The 25,487-nt window shown below is 41.4% G+C and carries 19 protein-coding genes; 4 read left to right on the forward strand and 15 right to left on the reverse strand.

Annotated features, from left to right (window positions below; all coding sequences use genetic code 11):
• Positions 1-239: 239 nt before the first annotated feature.
• The 12 genes from AWW68_RS11280 to AWW68_RS11335 all read right to left on the reverse strand — a co-directional run bounded on the left by AWW68_RS11280 (position 240) and on the right by AWW68_RS11335 (position 17,021).
• Positions 240-863 (reverse strand): HmuY family protein, encoded by a 624-nt coding sequence (locus tag AWW68_RS11280; protein ID WP_084375667.1) that lies wholly within the window; start codon positions 861-863, stop codon positions 240-242.
• A gap of 35 nt (positions 864-898) precedes the next feature.
• Complete coding sequence (locus AWW68_RS11285) at positions 899-3,253, reverse strand: TonB-dependent receptor (protein WP_068221035.1); 2,355 nt, start codon at positions 3,251-3,253, stop codon at positions 899-901.
• Between the two features lie 153 nt (positions 3,254-3,406).
• On the reverse strand, positions 3,407-3,736 hold the full coding sequence (locus AWW68_RS11290; RefSeq protein WP_157717622.1) for a DUF6686 family protein: 330 nt from the start codon (positions 3,734-3,736) through the stop codon (positions 3,407-3,409).
• A gap of 130 nt (positions 3,737-3,866) precedes the next feature.
• Complete coding sequence (locus AWW68_RS11295; protein ID WP_068221043.1) at positions 3,867-4,484, reverse strand: response regulator transcription factor; 618 nt, start codon at positions 4,482-4,484, stop codon at positions 3,867-3,869.
• 245 nt (positions 4,485-4,729) lie between these two features.
• Positions 4,730-6,367, reverse strand: coding sequence for a RagB/SusD family nutrient uptake outer membrane protein (locus tag AWW68_RS11300; RefSeq protein WP_068221046.1), 1,638 nt, complete (start codon positions 6,365-6,367; stop codon positions 4,730-4,732).
• Positions 6,368-6,386: 19 nt separating this feature from the next.
• Positions 6,387-9,536 (reverse strand): SusC/RagA family TonB-linked outer membrane protein, encoded by a 3,150-nt coding sequence (locus AWW68_RS11305; RefSeq protein ID WP_068221049.1) that lies wholly within the window; start codon positions 9,534-9,536, stop codon positions 6,387-6,389.
• Between the two features lie 811 nt (positions 9,537-10,347).
• The gene (locus tag AWW68_RS11310) at positions 10,348-10,929 is read right to left on the reverse strand and encodes a class I SAM-dependent methyltransferase (protein WP_221405994.1); all 582 of its coding nucleotides are present in this window, start codon (positions 10,927-10,929) and stop codon (positions 10,348-10,350) included.
• A 246-nt stretch (positions 10,930-11,175) separates the two neighbouring features.
• A complete protein-coding gene (locus tag AWW68_RS11315; RefSeq protein WP_068221052.1) occupies positions 11,176-13,227 on the reverse strand; it encodes a PepSY-associated TM helix domain-containing protein in 2,052 nt (683 codons plus the stop codon).
• A gap of 8 nt (positions 13,228-13,235) precedes the next feature.
• The gene (locus AWW68_RS11320) at positions 13,236-13,517 is read right to left on the reverse strand and encodes a hypothetical protein (RefSeq protein ID WP_068221053.1); all 282 of its coding nucleotides are present in this window, start codon (positions 13,515-13,517) and stop codon (positions 13,236-13,238) included.
• Positions 13,517-13,843: a hypothetical protein gene (locus AWW68_RS11325; protein ID WP_068221054.1), complete on the reverse strand. Its 327-nt coding sequence runs from the start codon at positions 13,841-13,843 to the stop codon at positions 13,517-13,519. Before AWW68_RS11325 ends, AWW68_RS11320 begins: the two co-directional genes overlap by 1 nt.
• Before the next feature lie 70 nt (positions 13,844-13,913).
• Positions 13,914-16,334, reverse strand: coding sequence for a TonB-dependent receptor (locus AWW68_RS11330; protein WP_068221056.1), 2,421 nt, complete (start codon positions 16,332-16,334; stop codon positions 13,914-13,916).
• A 126-nt stretch (positions 16,335-16,460) separates the two neighbouring features.
• A complete protein-coding gene (locus AWW68_RS11335; RefSeq protein ID WP_068221059.1) occupies positions 16,461-17,021 on the reverse strand; it encodes a hypothetical protein in 561 nt (186 codons plus the stop codon).
• A gap of 1,722 nt (positions 17,022-18,743) precedes the next feature.
• On the opposite strand from AWW68_RS11335, the gene AWW68_RS11340 reads away from it, so the two are divergent.
• The 4 genes from AWW68_RS11340 to AWW68_RS11355 all read left to right on the forward strand — a co-directional run bounded on the left by AWW68_RS11340 (position 18,744) and on the right by AWW68_RS11355 (position 23,652).
• A complete protein-coding gene (locus AWW68_RS11340) occupies positions 18,744-19,433 on the forward strand; it encodes an SDR family oxidoreductase (RefSeq protein WP_068221062.1) in 690 nt (229 codons plus the stop codon).
• A gap of 429 nt (positions 19,434-19,862) precedes the next feature.
• On the forward strand, positions 19,863-20,762 hold the full coding sequence (gene gldA, locus AWW68_RS11345) for a gliding motility-associated ABC transporter ATP-binding subunit GldA (RefSeq protein WP_068221064.1): 900 nt from the start codon (positions 19,863-19,865) through the stop codon (positions 20,760-20,762).
• Position 20,763: 1 nt separating this feature from the next.
• Complete coding sequence (gene gldG / locus AWW68_RS11350; protein ID WP_068221067.1) at positions 20,764-23,169, forward strand: gliding motility-associated ABC transporter substrate-binding protein GldG; 2,406 nt, start codon at positions 20,764-20,766, stop codon at positions 23,167-23,169.
• A 3-nt stretch (positions 23,170-23,172) separates the two neighbouring features.
• Positions 23,173-23,652: an SAM-dependent methyltransferase gene (locus tag AWW68_RS11355; RefSeq protein WP_068221070.1), complete on the forward strand. Its 480-nt coding sequence runs from the start codon at positions 23,173-23,175 to the stop codon at positions 23,650-23,652.
• A gap of 158 nt (positions 23,653-23,810) precedes the next feature.
• On the opposite strand, the gene AWW68_RS11360 is transcribed toward AWW68_RS11355, so the two are convergent.
• The 3 genes from AWW68_RS11360 to cobA are packed head-to-tail and all read right to left on the reverse strand — an operon-like array spanning position 23,811 to position 25,486.
• A complete protein-coding gene (locus tag AWW68_RS11360) occupies positions 23,811-24,128 on the reverse strand; it encodes a rhodanese-like domain-containing protein (protein WP_068221072.1) in 318 nt (105 codons plus the stop codon).
• A 1-nt stretch (position 24,129) separates the two neighbouring features.
• On the reverse strand, positions 24,130-24,726 hold the full coding sequence (locus AWW68_RS11365; protein WP_068221073.1) for a precorrin-2 dehydrogenase/sirohydrochlorin ferrochelatase family protein: 597 nt from the start codon (positions 24,724-24,726) through the stop codon (positions 24,130-24,132).
• 1 nt (position 24,727) lies between these two features.
• Positions 24,728-25,486 carry a uroporphyrinogen-III C-methyltransferase gene (gene cobA, locus AWW68_RS11370; RefSeq protein WP_068221076.1) on the reverse strand — a complete coding sequence of 253 codons (759 nt, stop codon included), beginning with the start codon at positions 25,484-25,486 and terminating at the stop codon, positions 24,728-24,730.
• Between the last annotated feature and the right edge of the window lies 1 nt (position 25,487).

Consider the following 25,487-nt stretch of genomic DNA (forward strand, 5'->3'; position numbering starts at 1 on the left):
TGGGCTATGGTGGGTACATCTGGTAAGTTGAGCTATTCTTGGCGGTTGAGCTGTGAGGTAGGAGGTAGACAAAAGATCTTTGACTCAACAAATGAAAAGGCCACCCGAGGGCGGCCTTAACGATTCGCACTATGTACTAGAAACGTACAATCAAACAAGTGGGGCATTGTCTTAAAACTCTTCGCTTGTTCCAGTAATTTCTAATCCCCACTTATTAAGCATGCCGCTTTGAGCTTAGACTAGTTTCCTGTAAAGTCGAACTGCATTGAACCATCTGGTTGGTACACATATCTGAAGGTGTAAATTCCATTGTCAGAACCAGCAGTTGGCTCGGTAGGGCAATCTCTATAGTAGCACTGAATCTCGAGCTTAACATAATTGCCTTCTGTATCTTTTATCAGTACAACTCTTCCTGGAACTGGACTAATTATACCATTAGCATAAGAGTACCATCTATTAGCAAAATCTGTATTCTTGTTAATGGCTAAAGCTGCTTCAGCATCCGCAGCAAAAGTGGCGCTAGCTGGAACTTCATCTAGTTCATCGAAGATGGCCGCTACCGTTGTGGCCTGAACTCCTCCGTCACCATTTATCCCTCCATTGGTGATGATGGTGGTGCCTTTAATTGCAACATCCCAGTCGCCCGTAGCACTTACTTCGCTGTTTGTAGAGAAGTCATAGTATTGGTAATCATTCTCCTGTACTAAAGTTGGCGGTTGAGTGGTGTAGTCATAGATATCTCCAGGGGCTTCAAAGTTAGATTCTGACTTCACTTCAAGCGCTACTGGCTGAGGATCATCTTCGCTACAGGCAACTACTGCGAGCATCATCACTGCTAGGGTTAATAGATACGTTTTTCTCATCTTTTTACTATTTAATTATTCGTTTTAGGGTATTCTTAGTCTTTATGTAGGTTGAATTTTAGGCCTGCAAACCACATGGTTCCTGCCAGTGTAGGTTCAAATTCATTGGTGGTGTTGAACAGATTGTTGGCACCTAGATCTGCAGTCCAGTGTTTACCAAAAGCTTTCTGGATAGAGAGGTTATGTTGAAAGTATCCCTCAGCATACTCATAGTCTCCAACCAACACCTGATTGCCATCACGATCGGCAAAGCCCCATCTTCCTCTGTAGATGCTTCTGAAATAAATTGTCAAGCCTAGGGGAGAGTAGGTATAGGTTACTTTAAAGTTTCCGGAGTGTCGAGATCTACCGAATAGCCCGCCATAATCGGCTCTGGTCACCCTTCGAGATACAATTTCACCCAAAGGTCTATAGGCCAGGGTTCCTTCCTTTATTTGGTCAATTACATTTTGATCGTATGTGTCTAAGTACTGGTAGCCAGCAGATATGTTCAGGTTAGAATTGAGTTGAACGGTGGCTTCTACCTCAGCACCTTGTGTTACAATATCTTCCACATTGCGGTAGCTAAAAACAAACTGACCATTGTCTTTTTGTGCCACAGCCCAAGTATCGATAAGGTTTGAAATATAGTTTCTAAATAAGTTTCCTTGGATAAGAATTTTTTCTGTAAGCTGATAGTTAGCACCTAGGTTGATTGAAAGCGATCTTTCAGCACTCAAACCTTCTGCTGCAACCGCTGCGTTTGCCCTCGCATTGTTTATGGCATTAGGGTTTTCTTGAGGGTCTGTTCGGAAGGTTTCTCCAGCAGATATTAGTCTTTCAATACCATCTTGAACTACAGAAGTACCCATTACGCTGTAGCCAACCGTTGGATTTGAGAAGTCTAGCAATAGTTGTCTGAAGTCTGGCGCCTTGAAGCCTCCTCCAATCGAGGCTCGAACTTTTAGTTTTTCATTTAGCTTGTAGCCCACAGCTAGTTTTGGGCTCAGGTTGTTGCCATAAGCCACGTGATCGTCATATCTCAAGCCTGTGGTTATGTCTAGTTTGGCTGTTGGTTCCCATAAATATTGGGCAAATGCATAAGCCGATGTGAATGAACTATCTACGTACCTAGTGGAGTTTACACCTTCCCAAATATACCCTGCACCAAAAGTGATCGTGCTGTTTTCGTTAATAAATAGGTCTCCTTGGCCTTCCGTTCTGCTGAACTTCTGTTCAAATATATCGAGGCTGTAAAGGTTGTTGTCTGATGCTCTGGTGATGCGCGTCTCAGTTCGGTAATTGCTAATGTATTGTCTGAGCGTTACCAGTGAATTCTCTCCAATTCTCCATTCTAGCTTAGGGAGAATGTTCCAGTCGGTTTGTTGAGCATTATAGTCGTGAACAACATCTGAGCTTGCGCTTCCATTACTAATTGTAACCGTTGTCTGATCTTCTTGAGGCTCGTTATAGTATCGCCCAGAAATAGATAAATCTAAGTTGTCAGTAAGTTTATATTTCAACTTTGCCTGGGCAGTGCTAGCGGTATATGAAGCCACAGTTTGGCTAAGGGTGTTATCGTTCAAGTCGTAACCACCGGAACTTAAACGGTTAAAGAAGGTGCTTACCTGAACTTTATCGTTAGCATATTCTAACGTAGCATTTAAGTCTGTTGTGTTGAACCTTCTTTGCCTTCCCGAAAGGCTAGTTCCCAAACCATTTCGTGGATTTTTGGTGATAATGTTAATCACTCCGCCCATCGCTTCACTGCCATAGAGGGAAGAGGAGGGGCCTTTAACCACTTCAATTCTATCTATGTTATTGACAGTTATTCGCGTGAGGTCTAAGGTGCCAGCTGTTCTTCCTATTAGTGGCTCTCCATCAACAAGAATCAGAATATATTCGGAATTAAGACCTTGAATTTGAATACCAGCACCATGATCTGAGTTGATCATTAGCCCAGTTTGCTCCATTAAAATTTCGTTGAGCCTGATGTTGCTGCTTCGCTCAATCTGTTTCTGATCTATCACCTGAATAGGAATAGAAACATCTGCGATGGTTTGCTCCAATCTAGATGCGGTAACCACCATTTGGTCTAGATTAGTGATGGCTTCTGAAAGGACTATCGTACCTAAGTCCACGTTTTCGTTTGCTACGGTCAGCTGTTGGGTAATGGATTTAAAGCCTACGAAAGATACTTTCAGCGCATAGAAACCTTGGCTTACATTATTGATGCTAAACTGACCGGCTTCATTTGAGCTAACGGCTTTACTAGTCTGTAGCAATTGAATAGTGGTGAAGGCGATAGGGGTGCCGCCTTTATCTACAACCTTGCCTTGAATAGAGTACTGAGCCATGGCAGGTATAGCCGTTAGTGTTGCTAAGAAAACGAGGGCCAATAGTTTCTTCATTTACTTTTCTTATTTAGATTAATTCTAAACAGTGCAAATGTAAGCCTAGAATGGTTTGCCGAACAATAACTAGTATTAGTGAAAGAGTCTCCCTAGTAGTAGTGAGGTCAGTTCGGAATACTACCATTAAGCAACACTCAGAGTTTGTGTGGCTTATGGCTCTTGGATAGCTATGTGCACTTCTAGCATAAGTAATGCTTCGTTCATGGCATGTTGGAAATCATAGAACTCAGGCTCTGTAAAGCAGAACTGAATATCCTGATGGCAAGTGCTAATGATGATGCGGTTTGTCTGATCTGGGAAGTAAACCGCGTTATAATTGAAATTGGTTCTGATTATGGATGAGGCAAAGCTTTTGAATCCTAAAATCCGAAAGCTGCATAATAGATTGGTGTAATGTAGTCCAATGCGCTTGCAGCATTTACACATAGAGATGTGAATGAAGTGTTCTTCTACTAGGTTAACGGGTTCAGTTTTACACACAGGCTTGTTTTTTTGGAATTGTGTGAAGTACATCATCCGGCATGCTAATCACAATGGCTAATACTAGTGAATGAGCGTAGCTATTTCTAGTAGGTCATTGATGTATGTTTAAATCGACTAAAGCCTTGAACTAGAAAGAAACCCAGCCTTGCTTTAAGGCATATACAATAAGTTCGGTAGGTGATTTAAGCCCAAGTTTTTTTAGAACGTTCTTTCGGTGAGAATTAACCGTATGGATACTTACATTGAGCTCTGAGGCAATTTCTTCTGAAGAAAGTCCTTTCCCTACGTATCTGATTACCTGCATTTCTCGGTCAGATAACTCCATAGGGTTTGGTAGGTCTTTGTTCGTGATAATGTTTATCACTCTGTCGCAGTAGAACTTACCTCCTTCGCTTATGGAGCTAATAGCCGTCTTAATTTCTTGATTTGAGCATCGCTTGGTTAAAAAGCCTTCCACTCCTGAATTGATGAACTGTCTGATAACTATAGGGTCGTCATCTTCGCTTATTATCAATGTTTTGAGTTGAGGAAGCTTGTTCTTTATTCTGTCTAATGTATCGGGTTGTATGCTTTGCTGACCCTTGTACTCAAGTATCAGAAAATCTGGTTGGGTTTTATTAATCTGCTCTTCCAAATTAATTTCTGTATTGAATACATGCGTAGCCACTACACCTTGATGTTGCTCTAATAGTTTTTTTGCACCCTCGCGGGTTAAGAATTGTGGATCGTAGATGGCTGCTATCAATGCAGTTCTTATTTAGACTGATTAAAAACAATGCAAAGGTAATCGATTATATGGAAGCAGAGTGGCTTTTCATAAAATTGTATGACCTACAGTAACTCTAATGTGCCACTCCTATGATCCAAGAACGGGTGGTTTGCTCTTGGAGTTAGTTTACGAAAATCTAGTAAACGAAAAAGGTCTCGCTCCAAGTGGGCGAGACCTTTTTGTCTGTATTAAGCGGACCTTGGTCCTAAACTAAGTGGCTCTTAGTTCTGATTGTTCTCCGTTAGGTTTGGATTAGCATCGATTTCTGCTTGAGGAATCTTCCAAATCCAATCATCATTTACTGAAGGTGCAGCTTGCATAAAGCCGTCACCATAGTAAGTTGGGTCAGCACCAGAGTTTGTTAAGTCTAATGGCTGATCCCATCTGATGTGGTTTTCATAACCGAATCCTTCTCCAAATAACTCCACATACCACTGAAGCTTGATTTCATCCATCAAGTCAGCCTGCGTAGCGAATAGAGCAGCATTATAAGCAGAGTTTCTAGAACCAACTAGTTCCTGAAGGGCGTTTTGAGCTGCAGGGATGTTGCCTTGCATAGCTTCAGCTTCAGCTTCGATCAGGTACATTTCAGCAGAACGCATAAGAATGATATCATCTGGATCAATAGTTCCAGGGTTCTTATTCTTCATTTTGTAGTGCATGTAAGGGTGAAGATTATGACCCAAACCATCTGTACCGTAAACTGTTCTGATTGAATCAGCAACAAACTCAAATCTAGCCTGATCATCATAGTTAGGATCTACGTCTGCGCTTCCACCTTGATCATTGTTAGCTGAAGGGTTTGTGTTAGGAGCCAAAGGCAGAACTACATCTCTACGGTAATCAGTATCTGGAATCTGATTATACATTTCAGCATTGAAAAGCTTAGGATTACCTCTGTTCTGGCTACCATTAAAGGTGTTAGACATTAGGTAGAAGTAAGATCTGAAGAATACGGTTTCAGTACTAATTACATTACTACCCCAAATTACTTCTGGAAGAGAGTTGGTATTGAAACCAGACTTCCACTCAGATTCTGACATTAGAGGGTAACCTTGTCTTGCCTCAACAGCAGAAGCAGCTGCAGTAGCCCAGTCTCCACTAGAAAGTGCAATTCTAGCTTTAAGTCCATGAGCAACATTAATATTCAGGTTAGACTTACAGTCGGGAGTACCTGTACATCTGGCAGATGCCTGCTCAAAGAAGCTGATAGACTCATTGATATCAGCTCTCATTTGGTCATAAATCTCTTGCACTGTAGCTCTAGGGCCACTAGTGTAAGGAGGCTCAGTACCCGTTTGCAACGGAACACCAGGATCTGAAGCTGGATTACCGATTAAATAACCTCTAGCGAAGTGCGTAATTAGGTCATAATAAGCATAAGCACGGTAAGCATAAGCCTGACCTAAAATATCTGCTAATTCATCATCTACAGGAATAGCATCTTCTTCTACTTTATTAATGATAGCACTGGCACTAGCAACTATGTGATATCTCTGATACCATCTATGGAAGTTGATAGGATCAGTTGGTAAGCTATGTGCATTCCATTGTAGCTCATCTCTTAACCATCCATTTGCAGGGGCAGAGTGAATTACATTACCTACCATAGCATCGTCAGATGTAATCCAATAATGCTCTCCAGAGAAGGTTGAAGAACCTCCAGGTAGAATAACCTGAGACTGAGCATATAATAAACGGTGAAGTCCATTAATAACAAGTCTCATATTTGCAGTGGTTGCAAGTGCATCACTTGCCGCGATGGCATCTGTAGGCGTTCTTTCTAGAAACTCATCATCGCAACTCGTGCTGGCCAAAACCATGCACGAAATCAATAAATATAAAAATCTTCGTTTCATGTTTTTACTTCTTTAAATCTTAAAGTCCTAGGTTTAGACCTACTGAGAATATTTTGTTCGGGTTGTAATCATTACCTGATCCTGTTCCAGCAAGGCTGTACTGAGGGTTAAGGCCTTTTCTTGCAGCGCTGAACCATAAGTTGTCACCTGAAATGAAGACATTCAAATTGCTAAGACCTAAACGGTTCACCATGCTGTCATCGAATGTATAAGAAAGGCTTACGTTACGTAAAGAGATCCAAGAAGCATCTGTTAAGAATCTGGTAGATTGCGTTTGAACCTGCTCTGCGTTTCCATTCTCCAACCTTGGAACACTTGTAATATCTCCTGGTTGTTTCCAAGCATTAAGTTGATCTACGTGGTGAGACTCACCGAAGTCTCCGCTACCCATCATTGCAGAGTAACCACCATCTAATATTTTACCCCCTGAAGAGAATGCTACAAGGATACTTAAAGAGAATCCTTTGTAATTCAGTCTGTTAGATACTGATCCGATAAAGTCTGGAATAGAACTATCTCCGGTAAAGGCCCTGTTTGCTTCGGCCCAGTCGTTAGTAGTTACTTGATTTCCTTCAGAATCTAATACAGGAACACCATTTCCTGTTTCTGGATCATCTTCGAACTTATAATATAATTGATCACCGGTTAGAGGATCCACACCTGCAGTATGGTAGATGTAGAAGTCGTATCTAGAACGACCAACATCCCATCTTTTAGAACCATTCTGGAATGGATCTGGGATATTAGTAATCTGGTTGTTCAAAGTAGTACCTAAAGCAGTGATGTCCCAGCTTAATCCTTCTCTATCTTGAAGAATATGACCAGTTAATGAAATCTCAAGACCGTCATTGTACATGTCGGCAATATTATCAGGAATTGAATTCAATCCGTTAGAGATTGCGATTGGCACATTGTAAAGGAGGTCTGAAGAATTACGTCTGTAGTATTCTACTGAACCATCAATTAGGTTGTTGAATAGAGAGAATTCTACAGCAACATCAAAGTTCTCGATTGTCTCCCAAGTAAGGGCTTGATTTCCAAGATCTGAAAGTGAAATTGCAGGATTACCCGCATTTGAAGTCAATTGATAACGGGCTTGCGAAATGTAATAATCACCAAGGTTATCATTACCTACTTCACCGTAAGATGCTCTGATTTTCAAATCATCTACGAAGCCAACGTTGCTCATGAAAGACTCTTCACTCAATCTCCAAGAAGCACCAACTGAGTAGAAATTACCCCATCTTACATCTTCGCTGAATACAGAACTTCCGTCTCTTCTTCCTGATAGTGACAGGTAGTACTTATTTCTGTAGTTATAGTTAATTCTAGCAAGATAACCTTCTAGGGTTTTGTCAGTAGTAGATCCACCAATGCTTACTGGAACAGAGAAGTTGTCGAACTCATAAATACCTTCGGCTACTTGAGTAGTTGCGAAAGTATTGTTTCCAGAGAAGTTTCTATCAAAGCTCTCATGTCCAACTGTGATGTCTAAGTTGTGATCGTAATTAATAGATGTTTTATAGGTAAGAATTTGATTGAAGTTTTCAACAATTCTTCTTGAACGAGTCTCCGCGTATCTTGCTGTAGGCTGGCCATCACCAACTTCAGCATTCTCATAATCCTTAAGTGTTCTTTCTTGGTAATCTCTACCATAAGTAACTCTTAAGCTAAGACCTTCAACTTTTGGAATGTCAATGTCTACATAGGTTCTAAAACCATACGCGTTTTCTCTATCGAAAATATCGTTCAGATAAGCTTCTTCTATCGCATGTCTACCTGGGCTTTGAGGTCTTGGAGAAATTCCATACTGGCTGTAACCTTCACCTCTATCATATAATGGATTACCCGCAGCATCTCTAACAATTTGGCCAGTGGCATCATCTATAATATATACAGGGTAAATTGCTCCCATATTTTTAGCGAAACCAAATGGGTTTACAATACTTCCTGAGCCAGCTCCTCCAACTCCGCCTTGGTCAGACAAGGATAGGTTAATGTTACCTCCTATCGTTAACCATTCCTTTGGAGTAAAGTCTGCTTTTAATCTTGTAGTAACCCTTTCAAAGTCACTCTCAATCACATAACCTTCTTCTTTTAAGTAACCTGTTGAGAAGAATATAGAACTATTCTCACTTCCTCCAGTGATACTCAAGTTGTGGTTTTGTCTTGTACCCTGTCTTTGTAATACATCGAACCAATCTAGAGCTGGGTATCTAACCTCAGCATTAGGGTTAATTCTACCATCAGTTCCTACAATTTGATCGTTAGGAACATTGAAAGGGTTGTATCCTAATCTGTTGTAGATATTAGCTGAAGCTTGTGCTGCAGGATCTGCTACGCTTAAAGAGTTTTTATAAGCTTCCCACATTACTTCGTAGTATTGCTTAGGGTTGGTAGCTTCATATTGCTCAATAGCTGGTGACATCCAACCGGTTTGGGTTGAGAAGTTTACCTGCATTGCTTCGCCTTTTCTTCCGCTTTTCGTAGTGATTATAACAACACCATTAGCTGCTCTAGATCCATATAATGACGTAGAAGCGGCATCCTTAAGGATTGTGAAAGACTCAATATCCTCTTGGTTGATCAATGATAGCGTTCCTTCGAACTGCACTCCATCTACAATGAAAAGAGGGCTTGTGCTACCTCCATTCAATGTTCCTACTCCACGAATTACCAAGTTCGGAGATGAACCTGGAGCTCCAGAGGAATTAATGAACTGTACACCTGTTGCATTACCTTCAATTGCTGCAATTGGGTTAGTTACAGGTCTAAGTTTTAGATCTTCTGAGGCAATAGAAGAGGCAGACCCTGTAAAGTCCCTTTTAGTAGTTGTACCAAAAGCTGTAACTACCACTTCGCCCAGCTCAGTTACATCTGGGGTCATAGCTACATTAATAACAGAGTTGTTGCCAATCTCCTTCTCTTGTGAAGTATATCCAATAAAGGAGAATACTAGTGTCTCTGCTTCCGAAGGAATGGACAGAGAGTAATTTCCGTTGCTATCCGTAATAACACCAACTGTGGTGCCTTTTACGAAAACGGAAACACCAGGAAATGCCAGGCCATCTTCTGCCGTGGTCACCTTTCCCGTTACGGTTCTTTGCTGCGCTGAGGCTTGCGAAATAACAAGCACCAGAGCCATAAAGCTTAGTAAAAAATGTTTCATAAATAAATGGGTAGTTTAATTGTAGTGATCAATATATAACGTTTACGTGAGTGAATCTTCTTATTTTTATTTGATTGGTTTTAATAGGCAAATTGAAACTTAATTTTTGGATTTTTAGTAAATCAAAAATTACGGCTTACCCGATGAGTAATTTTCTCTCTAATGCTCAGGCGTTGAATAAGAAAGCCGAGAAGAGATAGTATTGATTATGGTTTTCCTCTCTCTCGGTAAAGATATAAAGAACACAATGGAGAAGTAGTTAAGCCCTTACCTGAAGGTCACTTGGTCTTTGCGCTTTTAGCCTCTCTGCGAAGCAAAAAGTGGCTCATTTTACTGAGTGTATTTTTTCATCTAGTGTGTGGCTCTTTTCTCCTTAAAAGAAGGTGTTTTAGTAGAGCTCTCTAATGAATATGATAGGCTGTGCGTAGTTGAGGTTTCGGTTGTTCAGCTATTGAGTGAGGGGCGTAAATATTTTGAAATACAGGGGGTTACGGTTTTGTCAGTTTGTATTCGCCAAGATTTTTGTAATAAGAAATAGTTAATTTTTTGTAATGCTGAAAGCAAAAGTGGCATTGAAAAGAAGGACTAAAGTGGAAAAGACAGCATCCTTATATTTTTATAATTTTCTAAAAAAAGTTTAACCCTGAATTGGGCGAAAAAAAACCGTAATTCAAATTCTTGAAGTGTTAAAAAAAATTAAAATTCGCAATAATGACCAGTTTGACTATCTCTAGGTAGTCTCATGATGAGCATTTTTTTGATGAACGGAAGGGCTGAATTCATTAGTTCTCAATATGTCGAGTAGTTGATTTTACTTCTTCCAGGTTATCCAACCCATATAGATTGAAGTTTGAAAGAACCTGATCGGCCGTTCGAAACCAGCTTCTTGACATAGCTCCATTAGCCTTTCTTCAGGCACATAGTGCAAGTCGTTTTCTATTCTTTGAAGTCTATTTTGCAACAGGTCTTTGTCTAGGTTGTTAGGGAGAAGTTGCTTCAGCACTTTGAGGTTTGTTTTCATCTGCTTCTGGTCACCTGTTATACCGAGCATAACAAGGGGAGCCTCAGTTTTTAAGCGTTGAGCGATCTGCCTGAGTAAGTTTAGCTTTTCTCCATTGTCTTCTAAAAAGTGTAGGATCAGCAGAAGTGTGACAGCTCCGTATTTTCTGTCTTGACTTAGGTCGCTCACAAGCCCTTTAATGAGTTCTATGTTTTCGTGTTTAGCTAGTCTTTCCTTAGCTTGATTTATCATTTCAGGCGAAGGGTCAACTCCAGTGATTTTCCAGTCTTGATCAGCTTTAGCAAACTGCACTATTTCATTGCCAGTACCACAACCCACTACCAAAAGATCTTTGTTGTCGGTGTCACTCAAAAGCTTGGGCAGCTTTTCCATAAAATAGCTGTAGTTCGGAATCCAGTCTTATACAAACTGATTGTAATTGGAAGCCCGTTCTTTTTCGAAAATTTCAACCTTACTCATGTCCTTTTTTCTTACTAGGTTCTTTAAGTGTATTGATTTTGTATGCTCACTAGCGATATGCGGAGAGCATTCATTTTCATTATTACCTGTAGAGCTGCGCTAGTCGATCACCCGACTGTGTCTCTCTGGTCGAAGCCTTTCGCTTCGACCTATAATTCCTTACTTTTCAATCCAGACAATCAACTCCTTATTCCATTCTCTGAATGCTTTGATAAGGAAGATGCTGATCAATACCATAACAGCTAAAGCCACAATCTCAGAAACGTTTGAGGCTTCGTACATCAATGCAGTGAAGAAATGATAAACGTTGAACATTCCTTGCAAAATGGCCCAAGTAAAGGCTGTCCAATAGAACCAGCGCACTTTCACTTCTAGGCAGAGTACCGAGAATAGAAAGGCAAGTCCTTCTAGCCCTACACGCCATAAATGGTGTGATAAAGGTACATGACCAGTTGCATCATCCATCATCATGTTTTCATGGTAGTAGACACCATAAAGCCCATACATGCCGTGCAATATGTAGCCAATGGCACTGGCCAGCCAGAGTATAGCGATTTTATATTTCATTGGTTTTTCTGTTTCAGTTTGTGATGTTGATTCAGCAGTAAATTCTTCTTTTTGTTGAGCCAGCAGTTCTTTATGGCTTGGAGAAAGGGGCTCAGGCTTTTTAATTTTTGTAAGGGTGAAAAGTACGATGGCGCTCATGCCAATCCAGATAAGGTCTACCAAAGCAATTTCTACCTGATTTTGAGCAATCATTGTCCAAACCCAGTTACCAGAAATCAATCCATTTACAATAGGAATGAGTAGCCCCAACACTGCACCAGATAGCAAAGTGTATTTGGTAGTGAAGTAGTTACTTCGCTTAAAGCGGAAGAATAGCGTTACTATGGTTCCTACAATGAAAAAAGCAAGGTAAAGCAAGCTTTGTCTGCTGTCATCCATGCTACGAGGTAGCACACGCGCAACAATCATAGCGAAAGCGGTTACCGGGTAAAGAGACATGCAGATGGCGATAAATGAGTGGCCAACTTTTCGATTGAAAAGCCTTTGGCTAGCAGAAATATTCTTTTTCTCGCGGGCGGTTAGCCAAATTAATACGCCACTGATAATGACAAAACAGGTGATAAGCGCCAGAATGAAATACACCATTTTGAGCGGGTAACCACCCCAATCGCCAAAGTGCAGGGCGCGTACGGTTGCCTCAACACCTTCCAGATAGTTTGGCTCATCTGGTAGCTTCTCCGCAATAAGCTCACGGCTGGCAACATCATAGATGGCTCGGCCATGCGCTACAAACTTCTTCTGGTTCATCAACATGCCATCCACTTGAAACATCATGTTGTCTGTTCCATAATTGCGGATGTAAACCTGCACGGGCGTAAAGCCTTCCCAACGGCTTTGCACATCTTCCATAAAGCCATTTAAGCTCCCAATATTCTCGGTTGGTTGACCTAACTCATAGGTTCGCATCATTGGGCGTACTTCTTCAAGTAGCTTGTCTTGGTCACCATTATAGATAAGAGAGGCAGGTGCTAAAACAAAAATGGACATGCAGAGAAAGCAGCTGGTTACAGCAAATACGAATTGAAACGGCAGACCAATCACTCCTAAAGCAGTGTGAGCATCGGTCCAAATGGTTTTGGCCTTGGCCTTAGGGCGGAAAACATAAAAGTTGGAAACGATCTTCTTCCAATGAATAATTACTCCTGATACAATTGCTAGCAGAAAGAAAAACGCTACAAAACCCGCAATATAAATGCCTACGTAAGGGATTTGTGAGAAGAAGTGCAGGCGGTAAACTAGCTCGCCAATACTGTAGAAAGAATAGTATTCTGACCAAGTATAATCGTGAGCATCTATAAAGAAATAGTAGAGTTTATCTTCTTTGGTAGGGGCTTTAATAGTGTCTTGCGATTCACTTAGCTGAAAGTAAATCTCTTGTTTAGCATCAGGAACCAAAATGCGTAAGTCACGACCATATAGTTCATAATCTTCAGACTTGATTACTTCAATGGCACGGTCATAATCAATGTCGATCGCTTCTTCCACATTCACTTTATCCCCCTTTTCCCATGCAGTGATTTCATCTTTTATTAAAGCAAAAGCACCACAAAAGAAAATGACGAACAAGGCTGTGCTGATAACAATACCCGATACCGTATGTAGGTGAAAGAATACGTGATAATTTCTCTTCGATTCAGAACTCATAATTCAGACTATCGGATTAAGTAGGCAATTGTGACAAGCAAAACGATGGAGACTAGGTAGTAGACCCAGGCTTTGGCTCCACTTTTCATCATAAATGGGATAATGAAAAATACCATCCAGAGCATATAAAGCGTATAGACCGATGTAGCCACAACCGCTGCTTTGTTTTCTACCAATAGGCCTAGCACATAGTGAAACATGGCTGATAATAAGTAGCCACCAATGAGCCCCGCAGTAATTTTTGCAGCACGATCTGGTCCTGACGATAAGTATTTAGGGTTCGCTGGCATTAGATAAGAAATTCAATGGCGAGTGAAACAAAGAGAATGATAAGCAGGCTGAATTTGGTGAGCACTTTCAGTGGATAAAGGAGCACAACCATGGAAACGGCAAATGTGAGTATCAACAGAAAAAAGGCTATTGCCGCTCCGAATCCGGCATAAATTCCTAGCACGATGTACGAGCTTAGCAGAAGGAGAAGTCCAGCATGTTTTCTAAGTCGGTTTTGTGACTGGCTTATTCCTCGAAACTCAACATTCACCGATTTCATTTTGGTGGAGGTACTGTAAAGGAAGAAACTTCCAAGCAGGCAAAGTAGAATAGATGTGCTTACCATGGTTTAAAGCAAAAAGGGGTGCCGCCTGATGATGATCACTAAGCGACACCCTAGGGTTAACTAACTAAAACTAAAATCTATACTTCAAGCTCATCAAGAATGCCCTTGGCTCTTGCGGAGTAATAGTAGACCAACCAGAATAGTATTCTTTGTCGAAAAGGTTGTTCACTTTGAGGTCTACTCTGAACTTGGCTACCTGATAGAACACGGAGGCATTTGCTATGGTGTATTCAGGAAGCAAGAAGGTGCCAGTATTAGCATAGTTCAAGACTGCTCTTTCGCTGGAACCGTTAATTCCGAACCCAAAACCAATTCCTTTCAAACTGCCGTTTTGTAGCTCATAGCTTGCCCAGAAGTTGTAAAGGTTTTTCGGGCCAGCCTCCAAAGGTCTAGTTCCTAACTGATTTGCATCGTCAGTTTCTGTAATCTCACTTTCATTGGTAGTGTACCCACCCCTTAGGTTGAAACCATCGATAGGGTTTGCGTTCACTTCTAGTTCAAAACCACTGCTCTCTATAGTTCCTTCTTGCACCCGGTTGAAAGGATTGGAAGGGTCTGTCATTACTTTGTCGCTCACCTGAATGTCATAGTAGCTAATAGTGGCATTTAGTCGGTAATCGAAAAGGTTAGTTTTTAAGCCAAATTCTAACTGATTGGCTTGCTCAGGATCGAATGACTTGAGCGTCTGCGGGCCAGCATTTGGGTCGCCTACCAGGGCAGGGGCTACATTGTTAAAACTGTTCTGATAGTTGGCGAATATTGACATTTTATCCGCAATTGGCTGATAAAGCACTCCGAATTTTGGAGATAGGGTAGTTTGGTCGAAACCACCTTCACCGTTAATGTCGCCCAAGTTTTCAAACCTATCTAAACGAACACCAGCCATTACAGAAAGGCTAGGAGTGAAGTTAATAACATCTGAAACATAAGAACTGATTACATTTTGTCTAACTACTGAGCTTCCGTTGGCTAAAGGAGCAATGGCTTGATCTACAGCAGAAGTGGTTAGAGGAAATGGACCGGTTTCGGTGGCAGGAGTAAATGGGTTGTCTGGGAAAAGTTCGCCTGTAGGGCTTACGTTGCCATAGTAGGCATATCCTGAACTGTTGTCAACCGACTTTGCTTCTAAATAGTCGATTCCGAAAACCAGTCTGTTTCTTAATTCACCAATTTTGAAATCACCAATAATGTTCTCCTGAATGTCGAAAGTATTGGTCTGCGCATTCTGCTTATTAATGAACCTGGTGAAAATGTTGCCAGGGTATACGCCATAATCATATAAGTAGGAGTAGTACCCATCGGTTGTGGTCTGGCTAGTAGATATTACGGTTTGAGAAGTCCAGTTATCAGAGATTTTATAGCTAACCTCGCCTCTGAAATTGCTTGTTGGAGTGGCAATGGTTAGTCCGTTGCTGGTAAACGAAAGCTTGTTGTTGTACCCTAGCGCATCTAAATCAGGAGCGTCACTCGGTGCAGCTCTGTTCAAGAAAAGCATGGTCGGGTTAGTTTGCTCCGCTTTGGTTATTTCTCCGTAAAAGGAGAAGGTTAGCTTGTTGTTTACTCTGTAAGTCAATGAAGGAGCTACAAAGAATGTTTCTCTGAATCCAGCATCTTGAAAGCTTCCTTTATACTGGTAAGAAGTATTTAGGCGGAAGTAAATATCTTGAGCGGCATCTAGTGGAGTGTTGTAGTCAAAAGTCAACTGGTTCAACCCAAATGAACCCGTTGTGAAGTTAATGCCACCACCGGTTCCGGCAAATGGCTTTTTGGTTACTACATTGATAATTCCTCCATAAGAACCCACGGAGTTTCCAAAAAGGGTAGCCGATGGACCTTTAATTACTTCAATTCTATCAATATTGGCTGCATTAATGGTTCCGTTGGTTAAACCTGGCATTCCGTTTACCAATTGGGGTTGAACCGAAAAACCTCTCAAGCTATAATATCCAGCACCGTCACCACCGCGCCCAGTAGAAGTCCAGAGCTTATCAACGCCAGTGGCATTCTTAAGAGCGTCTTCAAAATTGGTTACAGTTTGAGAAACTAAAAGCTCATTGGTAATGGTACTATACACCTGCGTATTTTCAAGGTCTTTTAATGGCAGCTTAGAAACGTAAGCTGTTTGCTCACGAGAGAACTGGTTAATTCGTTCTCCAGTAACCACTACATCTTGAAGAATTTCATTTCCCTCATATAGGGTGATGTCTTCTAAAGTTGTGGCTTGGTTCGCTTCTATGGTAATAGGAAGTTCAACCGTTTTGAAGCCTACGAATGAAACACGGGCAACGGCCTGTCCTGTTGGTAAGTTGCCGACAGTAAACGTGCCGTCTATATCTGTTACAGCTCCTTTTTCGGTGCCAAGAACCAGGACGGTCACTCCTATGAGCGGTTCTTGGTTGTTGTCTAGCACTTTACCTTTGAGGCTACCAGTTTGTGCAAAAGCTGGTACTGCTAACAGCAGTAGAATGATTATTTGTAAAGTTTTCTTCATCTTATTTAGACTGATTCTTAATAATGGCGCAAAAGTATATTACACCACCTGCCGTTGCAATCACTAGTGCTAGTGAATCTTGGCGCTATTGGTAGCTACTTGCTAAAGAAGAAGAATGAATGGAGCTTATCTGTGGATGATAATCTCTTGTACATCTGATGAAACAGGTATGGCCTTTACAGCTTGGTCATCGGTTTGCATAATTACATAGTCTGCATTTTTGCCAATCAGCTTTCCTTTTAAAACCCTTTCGTCAGATTGAAAAACGATTTCAATTTCTTTCGGAGCTTCTTCAAATCGCTTGAACATTCTATCACCGTAGAATTCAGAGGCTAGATTCAAATAGGCCAAAGCGGAAAGAACAATAATGTACGGGCGATATTTCTTCAAGGCGTTGGTAGACATTCCGAAATTGAACCTTTTATATGATTTCGGCCATCGCCCTTGCCAAAGCTTATCGACTTGAAAGAAGATCAATACGGCTATTAAACTTGCTGCTGCAAAAAGGATAAGCTCAAAGTTTTTAACAGGAGCCAACAAAAAGTCAAGGATGTCAGCATATTCAAAAATATTGATATCGAAGTGATTGTAGTATTTATAATCGAACATCATTCCAATCAACACTACGGTTAAATAACCTAAGGTGATGTATGTCTGACTGTCTAGAAAAGGTTTTTTCTCGCTCATTCAGGGTTCAAGATAAGAAAAGTCGTATTATTCAATCCGAAAGATCGACTAAACGTTCTCTAGGCAATTTGGAAGGGACATCATCTGGATGAGGCAACTAGCCAGCTAGTCTTAGGGCCTTTAAGACTTTAATGTGGTGGTGACTAGGGTAGCGAATTGATATTCGTTCGTCATTCCAGAATTTTTCTTTGCAGTTTTAGAGCAATGAAAAATATCCGGAATCTAAAAACTGGTTTGAGGAGATTCCTGATAAATCTTTTGACTGGAAAAAATGTCAAAAGATTTTCTGGAATGACGGTCAGTGAGGTAGTCTCGGCTCAATCATTCTGAGAGAAGCGAAGAATCTTATTAATCATTAAAGGAAGAATAGTATTTTCTGAAAGGTTGCAGCAACTAGTCTTAGGATCTCCTTAAGACTTTTATGTGGTGGTGATCAGAATAGCGAATAGATATTAGCACGTCATTCCGGAATTTTTCTTTGCAGGCTTTAGAGCAAAGAAAAATATCCGGAATCTAATAAGCTGGTTTGAGAGGATTCCTGATAAATCTTTTTGCTGAAAAAATGCCAAAAGATTTTCTGGAATGACGATCAGTGAGATAGTCTCGACTCAGTCATTCTTAGAGGTGCGAAGAATCTTATTCATCATAAAGGAAGAATAGTATTTTCTCAAACGATGCTTCAACTAGTCATAGGGTCCCCTAAGACTTTTATTCGGTGGTGACTAGAGTAGCGAATTGATATTCGTTCGTCATTCCGGAATTTTTCTTTGCAGGTTTTGGAGCAATGAAAAATATCCGGAATCTAAAAACTGGTTTGAGGAGATTACAGAAAATCTTTTGACTGGAAAAAATGTCAAAAGATTTTCTGTAATGACGGTCAGTGAGGTAGTCTCGGCTCAGTCATTCTTAGAGGTGCGAAGAATCTTATCCATAATTACAGAAGAATAGTATTTTTTGAAACGATGCTTCAACTAGTCTTAGGGTCCCCTAAGACTTTAATGCGGTGGTGACAGGAGTAGCGAATCGATATCAGTACGTCATTCCGGAATTTTTCTTTGCAGATTTTGAAGCAAAGAAAAATATCCGGAATCTAAAAAACTGGATTGAGGAGATTCCTGATAAATCTTTTGGCTGGAAAAAATGCCAAAAGATTTTCTGGAATGACGGTCAGTGAGGTAGTCTCGGCTCAGTCATTCTTAGAGGTGCGAAGAATCTTATCCATAATTACAGAAGAATAGTATTTTTTGAAAGGATGCATCAACTAGTCTTAGGGTTCCCTAAGACTTTTATTAGGTGGTGACTAGAGTAGCGAATTGATATTCGTTCGTCATTCCGGAATTTTTCTTTGCAGGCTTTAGAGCAAAGAAAAATATCCGGAATCTAATAAGCTGGTTTGAGAGGATTCCAGAAAATCTTTTGACTGGAAAAGTGTCAAAAGATTTTCTGGAATGACGGTCAGTGAGGTAAGCTCGGCTCAATCATTCTGAGAGAAGCAAAGGATCTTATTCATCATAAAGGAAGAATAATATTTTCTGAAAGGATGCAACAACTAGTCTTAGGATCTCCCTAAGACTTTTATGTGGTGGTGGCTAAGGTAGCAAATTGATATCGGTATGTCATTCCGTAATTTTTCTTTGCAGTTTTTCGAGCAAAGAAAAATATCCGGAATCTAAAAACTGGAATCACGTGAAACTATATCGCTCCGTGATTGATTAAATACACATGGAATTAAAAGGAAAACTAGCGATAGTAACCGGTGTCAGTAAAGGCATCGGTTTAGAAACAGTTAAAACTTTATTGGAAGCTGGCATGTATGTAGCAGGCTGGGGAAGAACCAATAACTCTATAGATCATAAAAATTACCACTTCTTTAAAACTGATGTTGCCGACTGGGAGAACGTTCAGGCTTCTTACAAGGCCACTAAAGAGCAGTTGGGTAACCCTGCTGTGCTTATCAATAATGCAGGTTTCGGTATTCAGGGATTAATCCATGAGATAGATGTTGAAGACTGGAAGTCTATGTACGATGTGAATGTGCACGGTTTATTTTACTGTATTAAAATGGCAGCACCAGATATGATTGATAATCAGGAAGGACATATTGTGAATATCTCGTCTATTGCAGGAACCAATGGTGTGAAAACCATGAGTGGCTATGTCGGGTCTAAGCATGCAGTAACGGGTATCGGACACTCAATTTTCCAAGAGTTGAGAGACTACGGAATTAAGGTGACAACCATCTACCCAGGTAGTACAAATACCAACTTCTTCGATGATATGGAGTTTGCTAACGCGAATGAAAACATGATGCGTCCTCAAGACATCGCTCAGACTATTCTAGGTTCGCTACAAACTCATCCGAATTACCATGTAGTAGATGTGGAAGTAAGACCGCTGAAACCGAAAGGGTAGAGAAGCAGAGAGCTAAAAGCCATTTGGAAAGATTAGAAAACCGAGCATAGTTGTTCGGTTTTTTGTTTTATATGCTGTCAGGGGCTCACTGCAGCAATGTTTTGCCTGAATAAAGAATTGGTAATCTTCCAAAGATTAGTCGTCAGACCACTCCAAGTGGTCAGACGACTTTCAAGTCTATAGAAACAGTTGTTCCCTTGATGCAAGGGATTCACTTATATGGGTTCTCAGTGAGGATATACCCCTCCGGCTTCCAGCCACCTCCCCTTCAGGGGAGGAGTTTGGCTCAACAGTATTTGTCCATCCACGATTAACTGATAACCGATAACGATTAACCTATACAGCAAAAACTTCCGGCTTCCGACTTCGGTCTTCCGTCTTCTCCACTATCTTTGACAATTCCTAAAACGAAAAGACGTTCATTCATCAATGTCAGTAAAGGTAGCCGGGCTAATTAAAATTTATGGGCAACAACATGCGGTAGATGATATTTCATTTATCGCCCAACCGGGAGAGATTCTGGGCTTTTTGGGTCCCAATGGAGCTGGCAAGTCCACCACCATGAAGGTTGCTACTGGTTTTATTCCACCTTCTGAAGGTTCGGTAGAAGTTTGTGGTATCGATGTGATGAATCAGCCCGTTGAAGCCAGAAGGAAGATTGGCTATCTGCCGGAGAATAATCCTCTTTATTTAGATATGTATGTGCATGAGTATTTGCTTTTTATGGCATCGGCTCATGGGCTAAAAGGGGCATCGGCCAAGGCTCGGGTAAAGGAAATGGTGGCACTCTGCGGGCTCACCAAAGAGCAGAACAAGAAGATTGCCATGCTCTCCAAGGGTTACAGGCAAAGGGTGGGGCTGGCTCAGGCGCTGCTCCACGATCCGGAAGTATTGATTCTGGATGAACCCACCACTGGGCTTGATCCCAATCAACTGGTGGAAATCAGAAAGCTGATCAAGGAAATTAGTAAGAACAAGACTGTGATTTTTAGTACCCATATTATGCAGGAAGTGAAAGCTTTGTGTGATAGGGTGGTGATCATCAACCAAGGCAAAATTGTAGCCGATGATACGCTTCAAAACCTCATGGGTAACCGCGTGGTGCTGAAGGTGGAATTTGAGTCGGCTGTGGATGTACAGAAACTGTCTGTTTTAGGTCAGGTGGAGGAGAAGGGAGCAAACCAGTTTAGCATTTCCAGCGAAGCCGGAAAAGACCTGCGGTCGGTGCTCTTCAAAATGGCCAAGGAAGAAGATTGGGTAATTCTAAGCATGAGCCAGGAAACTCAGGAATTGGAAGAGATTTTTCACCAGTTAACCCAAGCGAACTGATATGTGGGCGATCTATTCTAAAGAAATCCGTCAGTTCCTCAATTCACTCATCGCCTATGTGGTGATTGGCGTTTTCCTCACGGGAATTGGCCTATTAATGTGGGTGTTCCCAGAAACCAGCATCATCAATTATGGCTTTGCCGATATGGAAAGCCTCTTTTCATTGGGGCCATTTGTGTTTATGTTCCTCATTCCGGCCATCACCATGCGAATGGTGGCGGAGGAAAGAAGGGCAGGAACCATTGAGCTGCTGCTCACCAAACCATTGACGGAGTGGCAGATTGTGCTGGGGAAATACTTTGCGGCTTTTACGCTGGTTATTCTATCAGTTGTTCCCACACTCGTTTATTTCTATTCGGTTTATCAATTGGGCAACCCTGTTGGTAATCTGGATATACCAGGAATTATCGGGTCCTATATTGGTCTAATTCTACTTGGAGGTGTGTTTACCGCTGTTGGTTTGGCGGCTTCGGCTTTTACCGAAAATCAGATTGTATCATTTATTCTGGCGGTTTTTCTCTGCTTTTTCCTATATACAGGCATAAGCTCTCTGGCCGATTTAGTGAGTGGTCCTTCTGCCATTTACATTGAAGATTTGAGCCTGAGCTTTCATTACGATGCGCTTAGCCGTGGTTTGATTGATACCAGAGATTTGACCTTCTTCTTATCGACTATCATCTTTATTCTGATTATCACGCATTGGAAGATTATTGCTAGAAAGCTAAGTTTCAAGCCTATCAGATCGAGACTTTATAAGCGAGTATTTCTCGGTATGCTGGCTTTGTTGGTTTTCAATATTGTGGCTGCCAACTTTTTCTATCGATTCGACCTTACCGAGGATAAAAGGTACACACTGAAGCCTGCGACAAAAGAATTACTAAGGCAGTTGGATCAGCCGATGACCATTGAAATTCTCTTGGCTGGCGATTTACCTGCCGGTTTTGAGCGTTTCAGAAAGTCGATCAAAGAGACCATCGATGAGTTCGATGTCTATAAGCCGGGGGTGATCAATTACTTTTTTACTGATCCATCTGCAGCAGAAGATGCAAAAACTCGCGATGAGAATATTCGCTATTTGATGCAAAATGGATTCGAGCCAACCAATGTAGTGGATACTGAAGATGGAAGGCAGATTCAGAAGATCATTTTCCCTTATGTGATTGTTCGTTATGGTGAACAGGCTGCCGGTATTTTACTACTCAAAGGTGGAAAGGGTGGAAGCCCGAATGAAACCATTAATCAAGCTATTGAGAATGTTGAGTTTGAGCTGGCTGTCGGTTTACAACGCCTGGCTAACCTCAATAGAAAAACAATCGGTTTGGTGCGTGGTCATCAGGAACTCGATTCCATGAATATTGTGGGCTTTATGAGTGAAATGGTTCAGTATTTCGATATGAAGGAGATGAAACTGGATCAGGAGGTTCATCCTGAAGATTATGACGCCCTAATCATAGCGAAACCTACTTCTGCCTTTAGCCGATCGGAGAAGTATGTACTCGATCAATATGTGATGCACGGTGGTAAGGTCATGTTCCTCATAGAATCATTGCAGGCCGATATGTCTCAGGCGGCAGGAATGGGGACACTTGCTACTCCTATCAATCACAATTTGGAAGATTTGCTTTTCCGTTATGGAATCAGACTTAATGGAAATTATGTTCAGGATATTCAGAATTTCGGGAGATATCCGGTAGTAGTTGGTGAACAAAATGAGATTATCAATTTGCCATGGCCGTTTTATGCTTCTGTTAATGACTTTGCGGAGCATCCTATCACCAAGAATTTGGATGCAGTTTATCTCCGTTTCTTCAGCACAATGGATACAGTTAAGGCTGATGGTGTTACCAAAACTCCGTTGATGTTCACCTCTGAGTTTACGAGGGTTTTGCCAGCTCCAGCACCAGTAGCTTTAGAAGATTATGCCAATCAACCAGACCCTAGTTTATTCTCTGGAGGAAAGAAGGCTGTGAGTTATTTGCTCGAAGGTAATTTTACTTCACTTTTCAAGAACAGGGTTTTACCAGATTCAGTGAATAAAGCTTCTTATCTCGAGGAAGGGTTGCCATCCAAAATAGTGGTGGTTTCCGATGGCGACTTTATTCGCAATGAACTGAATTTAAGAAATAGAACACCGTATGAATTAGGCGTGAACCCATTCAGGGAAGATGGCGAAAAGGTGCGTTATGCTAATAAAGACTTTATGTTCAATGCGTTGGCTTATCTCACAGATGAAAACGGATTGATTACCTCTCGGAACAAGGAAATCACTTTAAGACCGTTGAACCGAGCAAAACTTCAATCGGAAAGAGGCTTCTGGCAGGCCCTGAACTTGGCAGGTCCTTTAGTGATTCTGGTAATTTTTGGTTTTGTTAGAGCCTATATACGAAAGCGTAAATATACATTTTAAATAATGACTGAACACACATACTACAGAGAGCCTTTTGTAAGGACTCCTGAAGAACTTCTTGATAAAAAGCTAGAATTGGCGCAGATAACCAAAGACGACCTAATTATTGATCTGGGCTGCGGTGATGGATACGTGATGATAGCGGCCTGTCAGCGTTATGGCTGTAGAGCAATCGGTTATGAAATTGATCCAGAGATTGTTGAAATGGCCACTAAAGCTGTAGAGGAGTCGGGACTTTCAGATAGAATAGAAATCAGGCAAAAGGATTTTTCGGAACATGATTTTTCAGAAGGAACGGTCTACTTGCTTTACCTTACTCGCAATGAGCTGAACAAATTTTCATTGCCACTTGAAATACATGCTCCTAAAAGAACAAGGATTGTGACCCATGATTTTGACATGCCAGCATGGGAGCCCAAGGAAACGGTAGAGTTTCCTCTCATGTCAGGAGATACCAAGTTTATCTACTTGTTTGAGAAGTGAGTTTGAAGCCCTCCGCCCGTTGGGCACCTCCCCTAGGTTAGGGGAGGAATTGTTGCCGAAGTTTTTTTCGTCTCGTCATTCAGAAGGAGGCCATAGGCCGACTGAAGAATCTCATCAATTATTTATGAGATCCCCGCCTCAGCGGGGATGGCATACAATTAATATTTCTGCACACTCTGGTCAATCTCATCTGCCCAAGCTAGGATGCCGCCCTTGAGATTGTAAAGGTTTTCAAAGCCATGGTTAGCCTCCAACCATTGAATGGCATTACCACTTCTGGCGCCACTTCTGCAATGAACCACTACTTGCTTGTCTTTAGCGAATTTATCAACATTTTCGGGCACCGTGCCTAATGGAATAAGCTCCGCACCGATTTCAGCAATCTCTGCTTCGTGCTGTTCACGAACGTCTATTAATTGAAAGTCGGCACCGTTATCCATTAATGCCTTCAATTCTTTTACTGTTATTTCCTTCATTTTAATTCTCGTTGTCGATGGACTTTTTTGAAACCAAGCTCGAAGTTAGTTGGTTCAGCTTTTTCACTTTGTAACCGAAGTTACCTTTTAATTCATCACGAATCTCCCTCATTCGCTGTAAAAGTTCATCAATTTCATCGGGCAGTACTTCATTTAGCGTTTCCTTGAGTCTTTTGGCAATTGTTGGCGACTTTCCATTGGTTGAAATACCAATCTTTAAGTCGCCTTTGGTAACTATGCTACCAAGGTAAAAATCGCACAAGTCTGGAGTGTCAGCTACATTGACCAAGATGCCACGACTTTTGGCTTCTTCCTGAATCCCTATGTTGGTTTCATGATCTTCCGTGGCTATTAGTGCCATCTGCATTCCCGTTAGATCTTCTGGGAAATATGCCCTCTCATAAAGAGTAACTGAAGGATGAGCCTTGACCAAGGTTTTGATCTCTTCTTTAATGGATTTTCCCACCAAAGTGACCTTGGCCTGAGGACTACTTTTCAGTAGAAAACTCAACTTTTCAAGACCTACTTCACCACCTCCGACAATAAGTGTTTCAAACTGGTGAACCTTCAGAAATACAGGATAGAGCTCATTTGCCATATTAAACTGCCTGAATGTGTTTGAATTCCTCTATGTAGGCTTTGCCCAATTTTACCACTTCTCCCACTACAATAACCGCAGGTGAGGAGATGTTGTGTTTCGAAGCCTCAAACTCAATGTTGGAAATGTTGCCAATCACCATTTTTTCATTTTCCAAAGTTCCATTTTGAATGATCACTACAGGAGTGTCCTGCTTTCCATAGTGGCGGAAAGTGTTGCAGATTTCATGAAGTTTTTTGGTACCCATTAATATGACAATAGTGGCTGTAGATTGAGCCGCAAGTGCAATATCAGGAGTAAGTCCACCTTCCTTGGTGGTAGCAGTAACCACCCAATAACTTTGACTGAATCCTCTTGAGGTCATGGGTATTTGCTGAAGTGCTGGCACGGCATGAGCACTGCTAATCCCTGGTACTATTTCGCAAGGAATGTCGAATTGACGAGCAAATTCCAACTCCTCATAACCCCTTCCGAAAATGAAAGGGTCTCCACCTTTCAGGCGAACTACATGCCCATTTTCTTGTGCAAAGTGAACAATGAGCTCATTGATGGTTTGCTGTGTATGACTATGCTTTCCTACTCTTTTACCCACATAGATTTTCTCCACTTTGGGTTTGGCGTAGGAGAGTAAGGCCTTGCTAGCCAAATCATCATAAAGGATTACATCTGCATCGGCAATGGCTTTGATGCCCTTAACGGTGATTAAGTCAGGATCTCCCGGACCGGCACCAACCAAAGTTAGTTTTGCGTTATTGTTCATC

The organism is Roseivirga spongicola (genome assembly GCF_001592965.1).
Lineage (GTDB): Bacteria > Bacteroidota > Bacteroidia > Cytophagales > Cyclobacteriaceae > Roseivirga > Roseivirga spongicola.